Below are 18,601 nucleotides of genomic sequence, written 5' to 3'. Positions count from 1 at the left end.
ACGCCCTCTTGGGCGCCGCCGTATAACGAGATCAGATGCGCTTGGCCTGCTCCTCGGCGTTGCCGACGTAGGACGCAGGAGTCAGCTGATGCAGGGCGTTTTTGGCCTCTGCAGGGATGTCGAGGCCTTCAATAAAGACCTTGAGTGTCTCCTGGGTGATACCCTGTCCCCGAGTCAGTGCCTTCAGCTTCTCGTAGGGTTCCTCGATGTTGTAGCGGCGCATCACTGTCTGGATGGGCTCGGCCAACACCTCCCAGGCGTTGTCCAGATCCTCGGCCAGACGTGCGCGGTTGATCTCCAGCTTGCCCAGGCCCTTGAGGGTTGCCGCATACGCGATCACGGCATAACCGGCACCGACGCCCATGTTGCGCAGCACGGTGGAGTCGGTGAGGTCGCGCTGCCAGCGGGAAACCGGCAGCTTCGCGGCGAGGTGCTGGAACACGGCGTTGGCTAGGCCCAGATTGCCCTCGGAGTTCTCAAAGTCAATCGGGTTCACTTTGTGTGGCATGGTGGACGAGCCCACTTCGCCGGCCACCACTTTCTGCTTGAAGTACCCAAGGGAGATGTAACCCCAGATATCCCGATCGAAGTCGATCAGGATGGTGTTGAAGCGGGCGATGGCATCGAACAGTTCGGCGATATAGTCGTGTGGCTCGATCTGGGTCGTGTAGGGGTTCCAGGTCAGGCCCAGGGAAGTGACAAATTCCTCGGCGTTCGCTGCCCAGTCCACTTCCGGATAAGCGGAAAGGTGGGCGTTGTAGTTGCCGACCGCGCCATTGATCTTGCCGAGCAGCTCCACATCATGGATCTGCTTGACCTGGCGACGCAGGCGAGCGACTACGTTGGCCAACTCTTTGCCCACTGTGGTCGGGCTGGCTGTCTGGCCATGGGTGCGTGAGAGCATCGGAACATCCGAGAACTTGCGTGCCAGCTCAGCGATCTCATTGATGATCTGGTTCATTGCCGGCAGCAGTACCTGATCCCGGCCAGCCCGCAACATCAGGGCGTGGGACAGGTTGTTGATGTCCTCGGATGTGCAGGCAAAGTGGATGAACTCGTTGACCGCAGACAGTTGCGCGTTCGTGCTCACCTTTTCCTTGAGGAAATACTCGACCGCCTTTACGTCGTGGTTGGTGGTGCGCTCGATTTCCTTGATACGCGCGGCATCCTCGACCGAAAACTTGGCGACGATATCGTCGAGCAACCGGTTGGCTTCATCTTCGAAAGCGGGAACCTCGTTGATTTCCGGGTGTTTGGAGAGCTTCTGCAGCCAGCGGACTTCCACCTCGACACGCGCCCGGATCAGACCGTACTCGCTGAAGATTTCGCGCAGCGGAGCTGTTTTGCTCTCGTAACGCCCATCGATGGGGGAAACCGCGGTCAGTGCGGATAACTCGACTGTCATGGATGTTCTCCGAAAATCAGGTATTGGATGATTCTAGTTGCGCGATGAGGTCCTCAGTCGCGGCCAGTAATTTCTTGCGCTGGAAGATCAGGTGCAGGCGGCTGCCGCCCAGCTGGCGCCAGAGAGTGGCGGCCCGCACACCGGCAAAGAGCATGGTGCGGATCTGATTGGCGATCCGCTGCTGCTGCAAGTAATTGAAGTCCCCAAGCACCTGAATCCGGAAACGGAAAGTGCTGAGGGTGTCGCTGTAGATGCTGGCGAGATTAGAGAAGACATTCTCGTGCGTGGATGAGAAATGTTCCGCCTGCACTTTGGCCTTTTCCAGCCTGGAGCCAATGATTGCGAGCAGGTCATTTTTCTTGCTCAGCTGTCGCTGCAGGTACAGGACCGACAATACATAGCGCAGACAGTCGGTATACTCCGGGTGCCTGCGTGTCCTGAGCAGTTGGCGGGCCACTTTCAGCCCCGGCAGTACCTTATCGGCCCCACCGAAAACGTCTTCGGTCCGCTCAGGGTTCAGCTGAAAGAGGCTGTAAACAGCCGTTTCCAACTCCTCCTGGGGTGCGGTGCCGGTTTTCGCCAGCCGCTCGACCAGAACGGCAGACTGGAAAACGCCCGCCAGCGCCAAGGCCTGCTCCCGCCACTTGCTCAAGTTCGCTCCTTAATCTTTCAGCAGTTGATTGCGTTACTTATCAGCGTTCCACTTCGACGCCGATACCGGTGGCCCGCTCGATCACCGCACCGCCCAGGCACACTTCGCCATCGTAAAGGACCAGGGACTGCCCAGGGGTGATGGCGCGCTGTGGCTGGTCGAAATGCACTGACAGGCTGCCATCGGCAGTTACAGCAACCTCACAATCCTGGTCGGGCTGCCGGTAGCGGGTCTTGGCCCGCGCCCGGAATTGTTGCCCCGGGGCATGCCCGTTGATCCAGTGGGTCTGGCTCGCTTCGAGTCCGGTTGCGTACAGCAGGGGGTGGTGGGCTCCCTGTACGACGATCAGGACGTTGCGCTCCAGATCCTTGCCTGCCACGTACCAGGGTGCATCACCCGCACCCTTGACCCCGCCGATACCAAGGCCCTGGCGCTGTCCGATGGTGTGGTACATCAATCCGGCATGGCGCCCCATGACCTCGCCCTCGGGCGTCTCGATGTCGCCGGGCTGGGCCGGCAGGTACTGCTCGAGGAAGTCCTTGAACCGACGCTCGCCGATAAAGCAGATGCCGGTGCTGTCTTTCTTGTCGTGGGTGATGAAGCCGTGTTCCTCGGCGATGGCGCGCACTTCCGGCTTTTCCAGCTCGCCGAGAGGGAAGAGGGACCGGGCAAACTCAGCCTCACCGACCGCGTGCAGGAAATAGCTCTGGTCCTTGTTGTTATCGAGGCCCTTCAATAGATAGGTCCGGCCATCAATATCCCGGCGGCGCGCGTAATGGCCGGTAGCGATCAGGTCAGCGCCGAGCATCTCCGCGTACTCCAGGAACACCTTGAACTTGATCTCACGGTTACACAGGATGTCCGGATTCGGTGTACGGCCAGCCTTGTACTCCGCCAGAAAGTACTCGAACACGTGGTCCCAGTATTCCGCGGCAAAGTTGGCGGTATGCAGTTTTATGCCGAGCCGCTCGCAGACCGCCTGGGCATCGGCCAGGTCGGCTTTGGCTGTGCAGTATTCAGTGCCGTCATCCTCATCCCAGTTCTTCATGAACAGCCCCTCCACCTGATACCCCTGCTGCATCAACAGCAGGGCGGCGACCGAGGAGTCTACACCGCCGGACATACCGACGATGACACGCTTGTTCTGGATGGGTGCACTGGTTACGGACATAAAGGGAGTCAATCGGGGTCGGGACAACTATAAAAATGGGGCGCAATTTTACCTGTGAATGCGGCATTGCACCAATTTCGTGGTCACTGAGGCCGCAGACTTCACTTTTCAGCCTAGCTAGCGACGATGGCGGCGTCGCCCGGTACCGCCATGGCTCACTTTGCGGGCCGGCACGTGGACCTCAGAGACCGAGAACTCACCGGGCTTCAGGGTGCCGAGTCGCCAATTCCCGATCGCCGCACGAATCAGGCGCAGCGTGGGGAAGCCCACGGCAGCCGTCATTCGCCGCACCTGGCGGTTGCGTCCCTCGGTGATGGTCAGCTGGATCCAGGAGGTGGGGATATTCCTGCGCTCGCGGACTGGTGGGTTCCGCGGCCAGACAGCCGGGGAGGCAAGCCGTCCTGCCCTGGCAGGGGCTGTCACTCCGTCTTTCAGGGGCACTCCCCGGCGTAACCTGGCCAGGGCCTCTTCACTGATGGCACCTTCGACCTGCACCCAGTAGGTCTTGGGCAGCTTATGACTGGGGTGGCTGATCTGCTGCTGGAGAAGGCCGTCATCGGTGAGGACAAGAAGCCCTTCCGAATCGAAGTCCAGCCTCCCCGCAGGGTAAACCCCGGGCACATCGACGAAATCGGCAAGCGTGGGGCGATCACCGGCATCGGTAAATTGGCTTAACACGCCATAGGGCTTGTTGAGGAGGATGATCTTGCTCAAATACTGTTCCAGCTTGTGACATCAATTGGCATAAATTGCGCACATCAGGCCGCATTTAGCGGCTTGCCCGGCAGCGGGGCATTGTAATTCAACTACAAAATGAGGTGGATGCTGTTATAATCCGGCCGTTTTTTCGATCCCGTCCCGCTGGGTCAGGGGGATAGGGGTAAGCAACACGCGACCTGAAAAGTCACAGAGTTTTGGGAGTTTAAGCAATATGGGTCATATCCAGGTGCCGGCAGACGGCCAGAAAGTCACAGTCAATTCCGACGGTTCGCTGACCGTTCCGAACCGCCCCATCGTACCGTTCATCGAAGGTGACGGTATTGGCGTGGATATCACCCCCGTAATGCGCAAGGTGATCGATGCCGCAGTCGAAAAGGCCTTCGGCGGTGAAAAAGCCATCTCCTGGATGGAAGTCTACTGTGGCGAGAAAGCCGCTGAGACCTACGCCGGCGACTGGTTCCCGGCCGAAACCCTGGAAGCGCTGAAAGAATACTCTGTGGGCATCAAGGGCCCGCTGACCACTCCGGTGGGCGGTGGCTTCCGCTCCCTGAACGTCGCCCTGCGCCAGGAGCTGGACCTGTACGTGTGCCAGCGCCCGGTTCGCTGGTTCACCGGCGTTCCGTCTCCGGTCAAGGAGCCGAACAAGGTTGACATGGTGATCTTCCGCGAAAACTCCGAAGACATCTATGCCGGCATCGAATGGAAGGCTGGCACCGATGAAGCGACCAAGGTCATCAAGTTCCTGCAGGAAGAGATGGGCGTCAAGAAAATCCGCTTCCCGGAGAACTGCGGTATCGGCGTGAAGCCGGTTTCCGAGGAGGGCACCAAACGCCTGGTGCGCAAGGCCATCCAGTATGCTGTGGATCAGGACCGCGATTCCGTGACCCTGGTACACAAAGGCAACATCATGAAGTTCACCGAGGGCGCCTTTGCAGACTGGGGCTACGAGCTGGCCCGCGATGAGTTTGGCGCGCAGCCGCTGGACGGCGGCCCCTGGCACAGCTTCAAGAACCCGAATACCGGCAAGGAAATCGTGATCAAGGACGTCATCGCCGACGCCATGCTGCAGCAGGTACTGCTGCGTCCGGCCGAGTACGATGTCATTGCCACCCTGAACCTGAACGGTGACTACCTGTCTGACGCGCTTGCGGCCCAGGTTGGTGGTATCGGTATCGCACCGGGTGCCAACATCTCCGACGAAGTTGCCCTGTTCGAAGCGACCCACGGCACTGCGCCGAAGTATGCGGGCCAGGACAAGGTCAACCCGGGCTCCCTGATCCTGTCTGCTGAAATGATGCTCCGCCACCTGGGCTGGAACGAAGCAGCGGACCTGGTAATCAAGGGCATGGAAGGCGCCATCGCCGCGAAGACCGTGACCTACGACTTCGAGCGCCTGATGGACGGTGCAGACCTGAAGTCCTGCTCCGAGTTTGGCGAAGAAGTCATCAAGCACATGGCATGATGACGGCAGTGGAGCGGCTCGAGCCTCTCCACAGTCACAAAAAAGGCCCCGCACATGCGGGGCCTTTTTTTGCCTGATTCCTCTCTTGCGAGGATTGGTTGCGAGGATTCGGGGCTGACCAGAGAGGCCGACCTGAGTCACATTACTGACAGCAACGCCACGCAGGCTGGTGGCTGGAGACCTGCAGCGCAGGGATCAGCACTGAGCTCATGGGGCCAGAGAGGGGAGGCGCCTCAGGTTTCAGGTTCTTAGACCCGTGTCCCTTGATTCCGCTAACCCAGCGCCTCTGCCTCGCGTTCGCGCTGGGTCTGCGCCTGATCCGAGTCTGAGGCACTTGCCTCGGGGCCGGCTTCCGACGTGCCGACGCTGATGTTGGCTGCGTGATAACCTTTGTCGCCCTTGATGATATCGAAGGAGACCTGCTGGCCAGCCTTCAGAGTGCGGTAACCTTCCATCTGGATTGCCGAGTAATGGGCAAAAAGATCTTCTCCCCCCTCGTCGGCAAGGATGAACCCATATCCCTTGGCATTATTGAACCACTTGACGGTACCGGTAGGCATGGCGAATTCCCTCTAATTGCCGGGGCGACTGCAGGCCGCCTTACAGAGTCTGCTTTTATAGTTATCGGTTCAGGCTCCTCGACTGCGTTCCTGCCCACGAGGACACCCGACTGGATGCTTACATTCCTCTTGTAGCCAAGAGCCATACGAATGTCAAGCTACGCGCCGCCAGCCTGTGCTGGGGATCAAATGAGGTTACAATGTGCGCCCCGCGGCGCAGCGGTCCCTGCGAGGACATGGAACCCGGTGCGACGCGACTCAACTACAGCAATTTGGTATTTCTCGATTGAGTTTCACTATGGGTATAACTCTGGCCATTAAACTACACTCAGGCGGATCCGATGAGGACTCCTACTCGTATGAGATGGACGGCGACCTGGCCCTCGAGGAAGCGGCTCCCAAGCTCAAGCCGCCACCCATGTATAAGGTTGTCATGCTGAATGACGACTACACGCCGATGGATTTTGTCGTGGAAACGCTGGAGACCTTTTTCAGTGTGACCCGCGAGCGCGCGACTCAACTAATGTTGCAGGTGCATACGCAGGGAAAAGCCATCTGTGGTGTCTATACTCGAGATATAGCGGAAACGAAGGCCGCGCAGGTCAATCAATTCGCCAGAGAGCACCAGCACCCCTTGCTGTGTGAGATCGAAGCGGACAACAGTGAGGACGATTGACTCCAAGGGTCCCGTCGCCTGAAGGGAATCAGGCACACTCAAGACGCCGTCATCCGGCGCGCGCCCAGTGGAACAGACGGGTGATTTTGGCGAATACGGTTTGAGGTTCAGATGCTCAGCAAGGATTTAGAGGTAACGCTCAATCTGGCGTTCAAGGGTGCGCGAGCAAAGCGACACGAGTTCATGACCGTGGAGCACCTGTTGCTGGCTCTTCTGGATAATGAATCCGCGGCAGATGTCCTGCACGCCTGCGGGGCAGACCTCAGCGCCCTTAGGCGCGAGCTGCTCGAGTTCGTCGATTCCACCACCCCCCTGATACCTGAAGCCGATACCGAACGGGAAACCCAGCCGACCCTGGGTTTCCAGCGTGTGCTGCAGCGCGCGGTATTCCATGTCCAGTCCTCGGGCAAGAAGGAAGTGACCGGAGCCAATGTTCTGGTCGCCATCTTTTGTGAACAGGAAAGCCAGGCGGTTTACTACCTAAAGCAACAGAGTGTCGCGCGTATCGATGTGGTGAATTACATCACCCATGGCATTTCCCGTGTTGGCTCCAGCGGCAACAATCACCATCACAATCCGGAACCCTCTCCCGAGCAGACCGAAGAGGAGATCGGCCCCGGAGCGGAACCCGGTGGCTCCGATCCGCTGGAGAGTTACGCCACCAATCTCAACCAGGAGGCCATCCTTGGCCGAATCGACCCCCTGGTAGGCCGGGCCCCGGAAGTGGAGCGCGTGACCCAGGTCCTGGCCCGTCGCCGCAAGAACAACCCGCTGCTCGTTGGTGAATCCGGTGTGGGCAAGACGGCGATTGCCGAGGGCCTTGCCCGCCGCATCGTCGATGAGGATGTGCCCGAGCCACTCAAGCAGAGCACCATCTACTCCCTGGATCTGGGCTCCCTGCTGGCAGGCACCAAGTATCGCGGGGATTTTGAAAAGCGCTTCAAGGCACTGCTCGCAGAGCTCAAGAAGCGCGAGCATGCTGTCCTCTTTATTGACGAGATTCACACCATCATTGGTGCCGGCGCTGCATCCGGAGGCGTGATGGATGCCTCCAACCTGCTCAAGCCGCTGCTGTCCAGCGGCCAGCTGCGTTGCATTGGCTCGACCACATTCAGCGAGTACCGCGGTATCTTCGAGAAGGATCGGGCCCTGTCGCGGCGATTCCAGAAGATCGATGTCAACGAGCCGAGCATTGAAGAAACCGTACTGATCCTGCAGGGTCTCAAGACCTGCTTTGAAGATCACCACAAGGTGCGTTACACCGATGCGGCCCTGGAGGCAGCAGCACAGCTATCCAGCCGCCACATTACCGAGCGGTTCCTGCCCGACAAGGCCATCGATGTGATCGATGAGGCCGGCGCCTACCAGGCGCTGCTTCCGCCAGAGGAGCGGAATGATGTAATCGGGGTGCACGAAATCGAAACCGTGATTGCGAAGATGGCCCGGATTCCCGCCAAGAGCGTGTCTGCCTCCGACAAGGAGCAGCTGGCAAAGCTTGAAGAGAACCTGCGGATGGTGGTTTTTGGTCAGGACAACGCAATCGGCGCCCTCAGCACTGCAATCAAATTGAGCCGGGCAGGGCTGGGATCCGAGGAAAAACCCATCGGGTCTTTCCTCTTTGCAGGCCCGACCGGTGTCGGCAAGACCGAGCTCTGTCGCCAGCTTGCCAAAGTCATGGGGATCGAACTGATCCGCTTCGACATGTCCGAGTACATGGAGCGTCACACCGTCTCCAGGCTGATCGGTGCTCCTCCCGGTTACGTTGGCTTCGACCAAGGCGGCCTGCTGACTGACGCGGTCACCAAGCACCCGCACAGCGTCGTGCTGCTCGACGAGATCGAAAAGGCGCACCCGGAGGTCTTCAACCTGCTGCTGCAGGTGATGGATCACGGTACGCTGACAGATAACAATGGCCGTAAGGCGGATTTCCGTAATGTCATCCTGATCATGACCACCAATGCGGGAGCGGAGCTGATGAGCCGGCGCTCAATCGGCTTCACCAGCCAGGACCATTCCTCCGACGGCATGGAGGAGATCAAGAAGATGTTCACTCCGGAGTTCCGCAACCGCCTGGACAGCATCATCCAGTTTGGCGCGCTGAGCCTGGATGTGGTGAAGACGGTGGTCGACAAGTTCGTCGTCGAGCTCCAGTCGCAGCTGGATGACTCGCGTGTCACCCTCGATGTCGACGACGAGGCTCGGGAGTGGCTTGCCGTGCACGGATACGATGAAAAGATGGGCGCGCGACCCATGGCGCGCCTGATTCGCGACAGGTTGCGCAAACCGCTCGCGGAGGCGGTGCTGTTCGGCGAGCTCGCCGAGGAGGGTGGTCGAGTCGAGGTGTCAGTGGAGAACGACGATCTCGTCATCCGTACGGCAGTCACGGCCAGCGCCTGACAGCATCCAGTATCAGTCGGGCCAAACGAAAGAAGCCACCCTCGAGGTGGCTTCTTTTTGCTTTGCATTCGCCACAGCCCCGCGAAATCAGGGGCGGCGAAGAAGCCGGTCAGCGGGCCCGGTAGGTGATGCGACCCTTGGTCAGATCATAGGGCGTCAGCTCAACCTTCACCTTATCACCGGTCAGGATGCGGATATAGTTCTTGCGCATCTTGCCAGAGATGTGGGCGATAACCACGTGGCCGTTTTCCAGTTTTACACGGAACGTGGTGTTTGGCAGGGTGTCGATAACCTCGCCTTCCATTTCAATATAATCGTCTTTTGCCATGCGGCAGTAACCTTTACCAATGCTTAGTTCATGCTTCCGCGCCGGCACGGCCGCGGTACGACGGGCGTGCATTTTGCACGAAAAGACACTCTAGGGCAAAGCCCCGGGAGTCCTAGGGGTTTCGCAACGACCAGCGGTTGTCCCGCAGCAGCTCGGTGGGCTGGAACTGGCGCTTGTAGGCCATTTTCTGGCACTCCTCGATCCAGTACCCGAGGTACAGGCTGGGCAGCCCGAGTCTGCGGGCCCATTCAATCTGGTAGAGAATGCAGTACCCACCAAGACTTCGGCGGGTCTCGTCGGGGTCGTAAAAAGTATAGATTGCCGACACTCCTGCGGTGAGGACGTCCGCTACTGCTGTGGCCACCAGCCTGCCGCGGGCCCTGAATTCGATATACCGCGTACTCCCCCAGGCCGGGGTAAGGAAATTGCGGAACTGGTCGCGGCTCGGGGGATACATTTCACCATCGCTGTGGCGCTGCTCGATATACCGGGCATAGAGCTCGTAATGTTCGTCGGTATCGATATTGTCTACGTGGAATACATCCAGGTCCCGGTTTCGCTTCCAGCAGCGCCGCTGGCTCCGGTTCGGCACGAACAGCCCCACCGGCACCCGCGCAGGCACACAGGCCCGACAGGTAGCGCATTGCGGACGATAGAGGTAGGCGCCACTGCGGCGGAAGCCCAGCTCCGACAGGCGGCTGTAGAGTCGCTGATCGATGGGCGTCTGGGGATCCACGAACACCGTGGTCGCCTCCTGGTCGGGCAGGTAGCCGCAGGGGTGGGGCAGGGTGGCCAGCAGGCGGACTGAGTCCAGCTGGGAGTATTTACTCATAGGTCCACGTCAGGCTCCATGGCTGGGGAAAGGGTGGCATGTCGACCCCGGCACGCAATTCTTGCTCAAAAGTCTCCCGGGTCACTTCCACCGCACCGAGACTGAGCAGGTGGGGATTGCTCACCTGGCAGTCAATCATCGGGCAGCCCCACAAGTCTAATTGCCTCACCAGGTGAGCAAAAGCCACTTTTGAGGCATCGGTAACCCGGTGAAACATGGATTCACCGAAGAAGATTCGGCCCAGGGCCACCCCATAGAGGCCGCCAATTAGCTCGCGCCGCTGCCAGACCTCCACCGAGTGGGCGTGGCCGAGCCGGTGCAGGGCGGTATAACCCTCAGCAATGTCATCGGTGATCCAGGTCTCATCCGCATAGGAGCGCGGGGCGCGGCAAGCCCGGACCACGTCCGTGAACGCTCGGTCGAAAGTCACTAAAAAATGGTCCTTGCGCAAGACTTTGCGCAGGCTCCGGCCAATCTGGTACTGCGCGGGGAAAACCACACAGCGGGGGGACGGGCTCCACCAGAGAATTGGCTGATCCTCGGAGAACCAGGGAAAGATACCGCGGCGATAAGCGGCCAGCAGCCACTCGGGCGTCAGTCGCCCGCCAACAGCCAGCAGGCCATTCGGCTCCTGCAAGGCGTTCGTCGTGTCCGGGAAGCCGATGCATTGCTCATCGAGCAGGGTGAGCCGCCCGCCGGAATTACTGCTCAAAATCCATCTCCGGAGCAGTCACCCGGACCGGGTGGGGCAGGGGACAGCCACCGCCCGCACGGAGGGTGGCTGTGGGCACCGGCTTTTCAGTCGGCTCAGTCGGACAGGGAATCGAGATAACGCTCGGCATCCAGGGCCGCCATACAGCCGGTACCTGCGGAGGTCACCGCCTGACGATAGATGTGATCGGACACATCACCGGCGGCAAAGACCCCGGGGATCGAGGTCTGGGTGGCGTTTCCGTCAAGACCACTCTGCACAATGATGTAGCCGCCGTTCATCTCCAGCTGATCCTTGAAGATATCGGTGTTTGGCTTGTGGCCAATGGCAATGAAGACACCGGAAACATCCAGCTCTCTGGTGCTGTCGTCCTGGGTGCTGCGCAGGCGCACACCGGTCACACCATTGTCATCGCCGAGCACCTCATCGAGTGTGTGATGCCAGCAGACGTTGATGTTGCCGTTCTCCACTTTATCCATCAGGCGGTCCTGCAGGATCTTCTCTGCGCGGAGTTCGTCGCGGCGATGGATCAGGGTCACTTCGCTGGCGATATTGGAAAGGTACAGCGCCTCCTCTACCGCAGTGTTGCCACCGCCGACCACGGCGACTTTCTGGTCGCGGTAGAAGAAGCCGTCACAAGTGGCGCAGGCACTGACACCGCGGCCCTGGAACGCTTCCTCGGACGGCAGACCCAGGTACTGCGCGGAGGCGCCCGTGGCGATAATCAGTGCATCACACGTGTAGGTTTGATTCCCCTTGAGTACAAAAGGGCGCTGGTTCAGATCTACAGCATCGATGTGGTCGAAAATGATCTGCGTCTCGAAGCGCTCGGCGTGCTGCTGCATTTGCACCATCAGATCCGGGCCCTGCAGATCCGCGACACCGCCCGGCCAGTTCTCAACCTCGGTGGTCGTGGTCAGCTGACCACCCTGTTGCATGCCGGTGATCACGACCGGCTTGAGATTCGCGCGCGCTGCGTAGATCGCAGCAGTGTAGCCGGCGGGGCCTGAGCCCAGGATGACGAGACGGTGGTGGTTATTGCTCATGAAACACTCTTCAACAAACTGGTGAACACTGTGTATGCGCTTTGAGCGCACCTGCCCCGGGGCACGATGGCAAGACGGGGACTATCAGATCAGCGCGTATCATAGGGGATTGGAGGGGGCGGGCGAAATAGTTTGGCTCTATATCACCGATTGCAGCCGATTATCCGCTCCACCAGGCGCGCCCAGCTGGATACAAAAACACTCTGACGCAGAATTCTACAAAGCCGATGCCAGTTCACAGACAGCATCACAAGATCATCCTAACCTATTGATACTCATTGATTTTACAATTCCTGAAGTCGATTCCAGCTTTGTTCCGCTGTAGCATTTGGTGAAGCGCTGTAGTACACAGTCGGCTGGAACCATGAAACCAGACCGAGCTGGCGGGCGACCACCCGTGGGGAGAGTGCCGCTGGAGGTAGTGGCGCGCGGAAATAATGATTAGAGGTAAGCCATTGAAGGCCGATAGCGCAAGCGCACAGAGTAGCCGGGATGAAGCCGGCGAACCCGAATCCCTGATTGCCAGGTTTCTTCGCGAGGGGGCACTGATCTCACTGCTCGCCGGTGCACTCCTGCTCGCCATCAGCCTGCTCAGCTATGACCCTCTGGATCCGGGCTGGTCACACACCGGTGCCGGCGGAGACATTCACAACGCCATCGGCCCCACTGGCGCCTGGCTGGCAGATATCTGCCTGTCGCTCCTCGGATGGATGGCCTACCTGTTCCCGATTCTGATTGGCTGGCGGGCTGTGGGCATCCTTCGGGATCGCAATGCCCGCTTCCACGGCCCCCTGTTTGCTCTCCGGGTGGCGGGGCTCATTGTCCTGCTGGTAACCGGCGCCGGCCTGGCCACACTCTGCTTTGCCGAGATGGACCAGCCACTGCCGTTCTCCAATGGCGGAATCGTGGGTGCCGGCCTGGCACAGGCCTGCGAGAGCAGCCTCGGCTATGTCGGTGCCACTATTCTGTTGCTGGCGCTGTTTGCCATCGGCATTACCGTTTTCACCGGCCTGTCGTGGTTGCGCCTGGCAGACGCCATCGGCCAGAACCTGCTCGGCTTCATCGGCTGGCTGGGCAACCGGATCCAGCGCGCACGTCAGCAGCGCGCCGAGGATCGGGCCGCGCGCGAAGCCATTGTGGTGCGGAAGGCAGCAGTACTTGAAGAGAAACAACGTACCGCCAAGCGCATTCCCCCCAAGATTGAACCGGTGGCGCCCGCTCCCAAGCCCAGCCCACGTGCGGCCAAGGAGAAGCAGGGCGAACTCTTCTCCAATGGCCCGGTCACCGGCGCACTGCCGCCTCTGGAACTGCTGGATCCCGCCGACAAGAACAAGAAGGCCGGTTTCTCGCGGGAGTCTCTCGAGGCTCTGTCGAGGCTGTTGGAGCTCAAGCTGAAGGATTTCGGCGTGGTGGCCGAAGTGGTCTCTGTTCTGCCCGGCCCGGTGGTCACCCGGTTCGAAATCCAGCCGGCCCCCGGGGTCAAGGTGAGCAAGATCAGTAACCTGGCCAAAGACCTGGCGCGCTCCCTCGCCGTGATCAGCGTGCGAGTGGTGGAGGTCATCCCGGGCAAGTCAGTGGTCGGCATCGAGATCCCCAACGAAAACCGGCAGATGGTGCGCCTGACCGAGGTGCTGTCTGCGGATGTCTACGAGAACAGCAAGTCCCGCCTGACCCTGGCCCTGGGGCACGATATCTCCGGCCAGCCTGTTGTGGCAGACCTCGCCAAGATGCCGCACCTGCTGGTCGCGGGTACCACAGGCTCAGGTAAGTCGGTGGGCATCAACGTGATGCTGTTGAGCCTGCTGTACAAGTCCACACCCGAGGAGGTCCGCCTCATACTGGTGGACCCGAAGATGCTGGAGCTATCAGTCTACGAGGGCATTCCACACCTGCTGACCCCCGTCATCACCGATATGAACGACGCCGCCAATGGACTGCGCTGGTGCGTCGGTGAGATGGAGCGCCGTTACAAGCTCATGGCGGCGATGGGTGTGCGAAACCTGGCCGGCTTCAATCGCAAGGTGCGCGAGGCAATTCAGGCAGGTGAGCCCCTGACCGATCCCACCTGGCAGCCGGATCCCATGTCCAGCGTGCCGGAATCCGAACAGACGCGCCCCGAACTCAAGCCGCTGCCGGCCATCGTGGTGGTGATCGACGAGTTTGCCGACATGATGATGATCGTCGGCAAGAAAGTGGAGCAGCTGATCGCCCGCATCGCCCAGAAGGCGCGGGCTGCCGGCATTCACCTGCTGCTCGCCACCCAGCGCCCCTCGGTGGATGTGATTACCGGCCTGATCAAGGCCAATGTCCCCACCCGCATTGCATTTCAGGTGTCCTCAAAGGTGGACTCCAGGACCATCCTTGACCAGGGCGGCGCGGAGCAGCTGCTTGGGCACGGGGACATGCTCTACCTGCCACCGGGCAGCGGTGTACCGGTGCGGGTACATGGAGCCTTTGTCGATGACCACGAAGTACACAAGGTGGTGGCCGACTGGTGTCGCCGCGGTGAGCCCGACTACATCGACGGCATCGTCGATGACAGCAACAACTCCATCCCCGTGCCGGGAATGCAGACCGAGGGCGGGGAGGGCGACGATCCGGAGTCCGACGCCCTGTACGACGAGGCGGTCGCTTTTGTCACCAAGTCCCGCAAGGCTTCCATTTCCTCGGTACAGCGGCAGTTGCGGATTGGTTACAACCGCGCAGCCAGGATTATCGATGCCATGGAGGCGGCCGGGGTCGTATCGCCGGCAGGACACAATGGCAACCGCGAGGTGCTGGCACCACCTCCGGCCTGATACCGGCACAGTGCCATTCAGGCGGAGTTCACCCTCCGCCAACTAGTCTGAAAAGACAGCCCCGAAATGGATATCAGCATGAAAAAGTTCCTGTCTAACACCCTGTTGGCCCTTGGCCTGGTCTCCACCGGTGCGCTGGCCGATGCCACCGATGACCTCAGTCGGCTGCTGCAACCGCTGGGCGCTATTTCCGGAAAATTCCAGCAGACCCTGATGGATGAGCGTGGCGAAGTGTTGCAAAAGAGCAGCGGCACTTTCTCGGTGCAGCGTCCCGGTAAGCTGCGCTGGGAGACCGGCGAGCCCTTTCCCCAGCTGCTGGTAACCAACAACCGCAAGCTGTGGCTCTACGACCCGGACCTGGAGCAGGTGACGATCCGGCCAGTAGATAACCGACTCAAGGAAACCCCGGCGTTGCTGCTCGGCGGCAAGGTCGAGGAAATCCGCAGCTCTTTCGAGGTCAGCGGCAAGGGGGGCAGTTTCCAGTTGAGCCCCAAGCGTGCAGATGCGCCGTTCAAGGCCATGGAGATTCGATTCAGTGACCAGGGACTGCCCTCCGCCATGACCGTCCGCGATGGCATGGGGCAGACGACAAAGATTCAGTTCAACCGGGTGCAGGCAAATCCGAAGCTCGCGGACTCCCTGTTCAACTTCAAGCCACCGGCGGGGACGGACATCATTCGCGATGAGTGACCTGTTTGCGAGCCAATCGCGACACCAACCCCTCGCTGCGCGTATGCGCCCCGAATCACTGGCCCAATATGTGGGCCAGACGCATTTGTTGGGGGCGGGAAAACCCCTGCGCGAAGCTGTTGAGCGCGGACAGCTCCACTCGATGATCCTCTGGGGGCCACCGGGTGTCGGCAAGACGACCTTTGCCCGTTTACTGGCCAGAGAGTGTGATGCGCGCTTTGCAACGCTTTCCGCCGTGCTGGCCGGGGTCAAGGAGATCCGCCAGGCAGTGGCCGAAGCCCAGCAACACAGCGCCCAGTATGGCCGTGGCACCATCCTGTTTGTGGATGAGGTCCACCGGTTCAACAAGGCCCAGCAGGACGCCTTCCTGCCATATGTGGAAGAGGGCACCGTCACCTTTGTCGGCGCCACCACGGAGAACCCGTCGTTCGAACTCAACAACGCGCTGCTTTCCCGTTGCCGCGTATACCTGCTGCGCAACCTCTCCGAAGAAGAGCTTCTGACACTGCTCCACCGGGCCCTGAGCGAGGATGAAATCCTCTCTACGAGAAACATCCGGGTTGAGGGCGATACCCTGGAGAAACTCGCCCGGGCGGCCGACGGCGATGCCCGCAGCGCGCTGAACCTGCTGGAAATTGCCTGCGACCTTGCGACCGAGGCCGACGGGCAGTGGCGCATTGACGAGTCCGTGCTGGCCGAAGTCCTCAGCGCCGATGTGCGCCGCTTCGACAAGGGTGGGGATTATTTCTACGATCAGATCTCCGCCCTGCACAAAGCGGTGCGGGGCTCGGACCCGGATGCCGCGCTGTACTGGTTTGCGCGCATGGTCGACGGCGGTTGCGATCCGCTCTATATCGCCCGGCGCGCCGTGCGGATGGCCAGTGAAGATATCGGCAATGCCGACCCCCGCGCCCTGCAGATCGCATTGAGCGCCTGGGATGTGCAGGAGCGCCTTGGTAGCCCCGAGGGGGAACTGGCCATCGCCCAGGCCATCGCCTACCTGGCGGTGGCCCCGAAAAGCAACGCCGTCTACAGCGCCTATAAGCGCGTGCTGGCAGACGTGCGCCGTGACCCCAGTTACGAGGTGCCCGTTCACCTGCGCAATGCACCGACCAAGCTGGCCAAGAGCCTGGCTCACGGTGCCGAATACCGTTACGCCCACGACGAGCCCGATGCGTTCGCTGCCGGGGAGAATTATCTTCCGGAGGCAATCGCCGAGCGCCATTATTACGAGCCGGTTCCCCGGGGGCTGGAGCTCAAGATCTCGGAAAAGCTGGACAGGCTGCGTCAGCTGAACCGCGAGAGCCCCCAGCAGCGCTATCCATCCGAAGAAAACCGATAACACAGGTACTCAGGGCCACCTTGTTGCTGGAGGTGGAAGAGGGGGAGAAGAGATGCAGTGGCTGGCAATTGCCGTGGGGGGCGCTATTGGCGCTATCCTGCGTCACCTGATTACGGTATGGAGCTACCCCGTACTCAACGGCAAGTTCCCCCTGGGCACACTGATCGTCAATATCAGCGGTTCATTCCTGATCGGCATCGCCTACGTGATGATCGTTGAACGGGGACTGCTCTCGCCGGAGTGGCGCCTGCTCCTGATGACCGGTCTGTTCGGCGCACTGACCACCTTCTCCACCTTCTCGCTGGAAACCCTGATGTTGTGGCACAATGGCCAGCCTTTGACGGCACTGGCCTATGTTCTCACCAGCCTGGTTCTGTGCCTCGGTGCCACTGCAGCAGCAGTGGCACTGACCATGAAATATTTTTAACCCACAAGATTAACGAAGTAGTAGGCGCCTGCCCGCAGGCGAACGGATTACGATGCTGGACCCCAAACTGATTCGCACCCAAATGGCACAGGTCGCTGAGGCCCTGAAGAAACGCGGCGTTGAGCTTGACACCGCCCGGCTCGAAAGCCTCGAGGAGCGCCGCAAGGAACTCCAGGTGCGCACCGAAAGCCTGCAGAACGAGCGCAACAGCAAATCCAAGAACATTGGCCGTGCCAAGGCTGCCGGAGAGGATATCGCCCCGCTCCTCAAGGAAGTCGAATCCCTTGGCGGTGAACTGAACGATGCCAAGCAGGCCCTGACCGAACTGCAGGGGGAGCTGGACAGCATCCTCTCCGCCATCCCTAACCTCCTCGATCCGGCGGTGCCGGAAGGCGAGAGCGAGGACGACAATGTCGAAGTCCGTCGCTGGGGCCAGCCACGCAGCTTTGATTTCCCGGTCAGGGATCACGTGGACCTTGGCGCTGAACTCGGCGGCCTGGACTTCGAGGTGGCGACCAAGCTGACCGGCTCCCGCTTTGCGGTGATGACCGGCCAGGTGGCCAAGCTGCACAGGGCTCTGGCGCAGTTCATGCTCGATATACACATCGAGGAACACGGCTATCGTGAAGCCAACGTGCCGGTCATCGTTAATGCCGATTCCCTCTACGGTACCTCCCAGCTGCCCAAGTTCGCTGAGGATCTGTTCAAGCTGGAAGATGAGCGCGATTTCTACCTGATCCCGACGGCCGAAGTGCCCCTGACCAACCTGTACCGCGACGAGATCGTTGAGGACGCGGCGAGCCTGCCGCACAAGTTTGTCGCCCACACCACCTGCTTCCGTTCCGAGGCCGGCTCGCACGGCCGCGACACTCGCGGCATGATCCGACAGCATCAGTTCGAGAAAGTGGAGCTGGTATGGTTCGCCCGGCCGGATCAGTCGGAGGAAGCACTGGAAACCCTGACCGCCAACGCCGAAACCATTCTGCAGAAGCTGGAGCTGCCATACCGGACCGTCATTCTCTGCGGTGGTGACATCGGCTTTTCCGCCCGAAAGACCTACGATCTCGAAGTCTGGCTGCCGTCCCAGGACAAGTACCGGGAAATTTCCTCCTGCTCCCTCGTAGGGGATTTCCAGGCCCGCCGTATGAAATCGCGCTGGCGGAACCCTGAAACCGGTAAGCCTGAACTGTTGCACACCCTGAACGGTTCCGGGCTCGCTGTCGGCCGGACCCTGATCGCCGTGCTGGAGAACTACCAGCGTGAAGATGGCAGCATCGAGATTCCACAGGCCTTGCGCCCGTATATGGGTGGCAAAGAGTCGATCTCCCCCGAGAAATAGTGACAGCAGCGGGTCCGATAGGTATTTCACTCCCCCCGGCCCGC

The 18,601-nt window shown here is 60.4% G+C and carries 17 protein-coding genes; 8 read left to right on the top strand and 9 right to left on the bottom strand.

From position 1 onward, the window contains the following. Positions 1–31: 31 nt before the first annotated feature. The 4 genes from purB to LVD12_RS01290 all read right to left on the bottom strand — a co-directional run bounded on the left by purB (position 32) and on the right by LVD12_RS01290 (position 3,942). Positions 32–1,405: an adenylosuccinate lyase gene (purB, locus tag LVD12_RS01305; protein WP_237065061.1), complete on the bottom strand. Its 1,374-nt coding sequence runs from the start codon at positions 1,403–1,405 to the stop codon at positions 32–34. 16 nt (positions 1,406–1,421) lie between these two features. Then, on the bottom strand, positions 1,422–2,057 hold the full coding sequence (gene hflD / locus LVD12_RS01300; protein ID WP_237065059.1) for a high frequency lysogenization protein HflD: 636 nt from the start codon (positions 2,055–2,057) through the stop codon (positions 1,422–1,424). A 40-nt stretch (positions 2,058–2,097) separates the two neighbouring features. After that, entirely contained in the window at positions 2,098–3,228 is a 1,131-nt protein-coding gene (mnmA, locus tag LVD12_RS01295; RefSeq protein ID WP_237065057.1) for a tRNA 2-thiouridine(34) synthase MnmA, read from the bottom strand. A 117-nt stretch (positions 3,229–3,345) separates the two neighbouring features. Continuing rightward, positions 3,346–3,942, bottom strand: coding sequence for a pseudouridine synthase (locus LVD12_RS01290; protein WP_237065055.1), 597 nt, complete (start codon positions 3,940–3,942; stop codon positions 3,346–3,348). Positions 3,943–4,159: 217 nt separating this feature from the next. On the opposite strand from LVD12_RS01290, the gene icd reads away from it, so the two are divergent. After that, positions 4,160–5,410 carry an NADP-dependent isocitrate dehydrogenase gene (gene icd, locus LVD12_RS01285; protein WP_237065053.1) on the top strand — a complete coding sequence of 417 codons (1,251 nt, stop codon included), beginning with the start codon at positions 4,160–4,162 and terminating at the stop codon, positions 5,408–5,410. Positions 5,411–5,682: 272 nt separating this feature from the next. Here the strand turns inward: icd and cspD are convergent, their stop codons facing one another. Beyond that, positions 5,683–5,970 carry a cold shock domain-containing protein CspD gene (gene cspD, locus LVD12_RS01280; RefSeq protein ID WP_305080500.1) on the bottom strand — a complete coding sequence of 96 codons (288 nt, stop codon included), beginning with the start codon at positions 5,968–5,970 and terminating at the stop codon, positions 5,683–5,685. Between the two features lie 364 nt (positions 5,971–6,334). On the opposite strand from cspD, the gene clpS reads away from it, so the two are divergent. Next, entirely contained in the window at positions 6,335–6,646 is a 312-nt protein-coding gene (gene clpS, locus LVD12_RS01275; RefSeq protein WP_305080499.1) for an ATP-dependent Clp protease adapter ClpS, read from the top strand. A 111-nt stretch (positions 6,647–6,757) separates the two neighbouring features. Then, on the top strand, positions 6,758–9,043 hold the full coding sequence (clpA, locus tag LVD12_RS01270) for an ATP-dependent Clp protease ATP-binding subunit ClpA (RefSeq protein WP_237065048.1): 2,286 nt from the start codon (positions 6,758–6,760) through the stop codon (positions 9,041–9,043). 109 nt (positions 9,044–9,152) lie between these two features. Here the strand turns inward: clpA and infA are convergent, their stop codons facing one another. The 4 genes from infA to trxB all read right to left on the bottom strand — a co-directional run bounded on the left by infA (position 9,153) and on the right by trxB (position 11,961). Next, positions 9,153–9,371 (bottom strand): translation initiation factor IF-1, encoded by a 219-nt coding sequence (gene infA / locus LVD12_RS01265; protein WP_067081888.1) that lies wholly within the window; start codon positions 9,369–9,371, stop codon positions 9,153–9,155. 112 nt (positions 9,372–9,483) lie between these two features. After that, positions 9,484–10,203, bottom strand: a complete 720-nt coding sequence (locus LVD12_RS01260) for an arginyltransferase (RefSeq protein ID WP_237065046.1) — start codon at positions 10,201–10,203, stop codon at positions 9,484–9,486. Continuing rightward, positions 10,196–10,915: a leucyl/phenylalanyl-tRNA--protein transferase gene (gene aat, locus LVD12_RS01255; protein ID WP_237065044.1), complete on the bottom strand. Its 720-nt coding sequence runs from the start codon at positions 10,913–10,915 to the stop codon at positions 10,196–10,198. Before aat ends, LVD12_RS01260 begins: the two co-directional genes overlap by 8 nt. 95 nt (positions 10,916–11,010) lie before the next feature. Continuing rightward, positions 11,011–11,961, bottom strand: coding sequence for a thioredoxin-disulfide reductase (gene trxB / locus LVD12_RS01250; protein WP_237065042.1), 951 nt, complete (start codon positions 11,959–11,961; stop codon positions 11,011–11,013). Between the two features lie 437 nt (positions 11,962–12,398). On the opposite strand from trxB, the gene LVD12_RS01245 reads away from it, so the two are divergent. The 5 genes from LVD12_RS01245 to serS all read left to right on the top strand — a co-directional run bounded on the left by LVD12_RS01245 (position 12,399) and on the right by serS (position 18,557). Then, positions 12,399–14,759 carry a DNA translocase FtsK gene (locus LVD12_RS01245; RefSeq protein ID WP_237065040.1) on the top strand — a complete coding sequence of 787 codons (2,361 nt, stop codon included), beginning with the start codon at positions 12,399–12,401 and terminating at the stop codon, positions 14,757–14,759. Between the two features lie 78 nt (positions 14,760–14,837). Next, positions 14,838–15,449: an outer membrane lipoprotein periplasmic chaperone LolA gene (lolA, locus tag LVD12_RS01240; protein WP_237065038.1), complete on the top strand. Its 612-nt coding sequence runs from the start codon at positions 14,838–14,840 to the stop codon at positions 15,447–15,449. Beyond that, the gene (locus tag LVD12_RS01235; protein WP_237065037.1) at positions 15,442–16,791 is read left to right on the top strand and encodes a replication-associated recombination protein A; all 1,350 of its coding nucleotides are present in this window, start codon (positions 15,442–15,444) and stop codon (positions 16,789–16,791) included. Before lolA ends, LVD12_RS01235 begins: the two co-directional genes overlap by 8 nt. 52 nt (positions 16,792–16,843) lie before the next feature. After that, positions 16,844–17,218, top strand: a complete 375-nt coding sequence (gene crcB, locus LVD12_RS01230) for a fluoride efflux transporter CrcB (protein ID WP_237065036.1) — start codon at positions 16,844–16,846, stop codon at positions 17,216–17,218. 52 nt (positions 17,219–17,270) lie between these two features. Then, the gene (gene serS / locus LVD12_RS01225; RefSeq protein WP_237065035.1) at positions 17,271–18,557 is read left to right on the top strand and encodes a serine--tRNA ligase; all 1,287 of its coding nucleotides are present in this window, start codon (positions 17,271–17,273) and stop codon (positions 18,555–18,557) included. The last annotated feature ends 44 nt before the right edge of the window (positions 18,558–18,601 follow it).

Origin of the sequence: Microbulbifer guangxiensis, assembly GCF_021729075.1 — a bacterium.
Taxonomy (GTDB): domain Bacteria; phylum Pseudomonadota; class Gammaproteobacteria; order Pseudomonadales; family Cellvibrionaceae; genus Microbulbifer; species Microbulbifer guangxiensis.
Note: the sequence above shows the minus strand (reverse complement) of the source record. Positions and strands in the feature narration are given on the sequence as shown.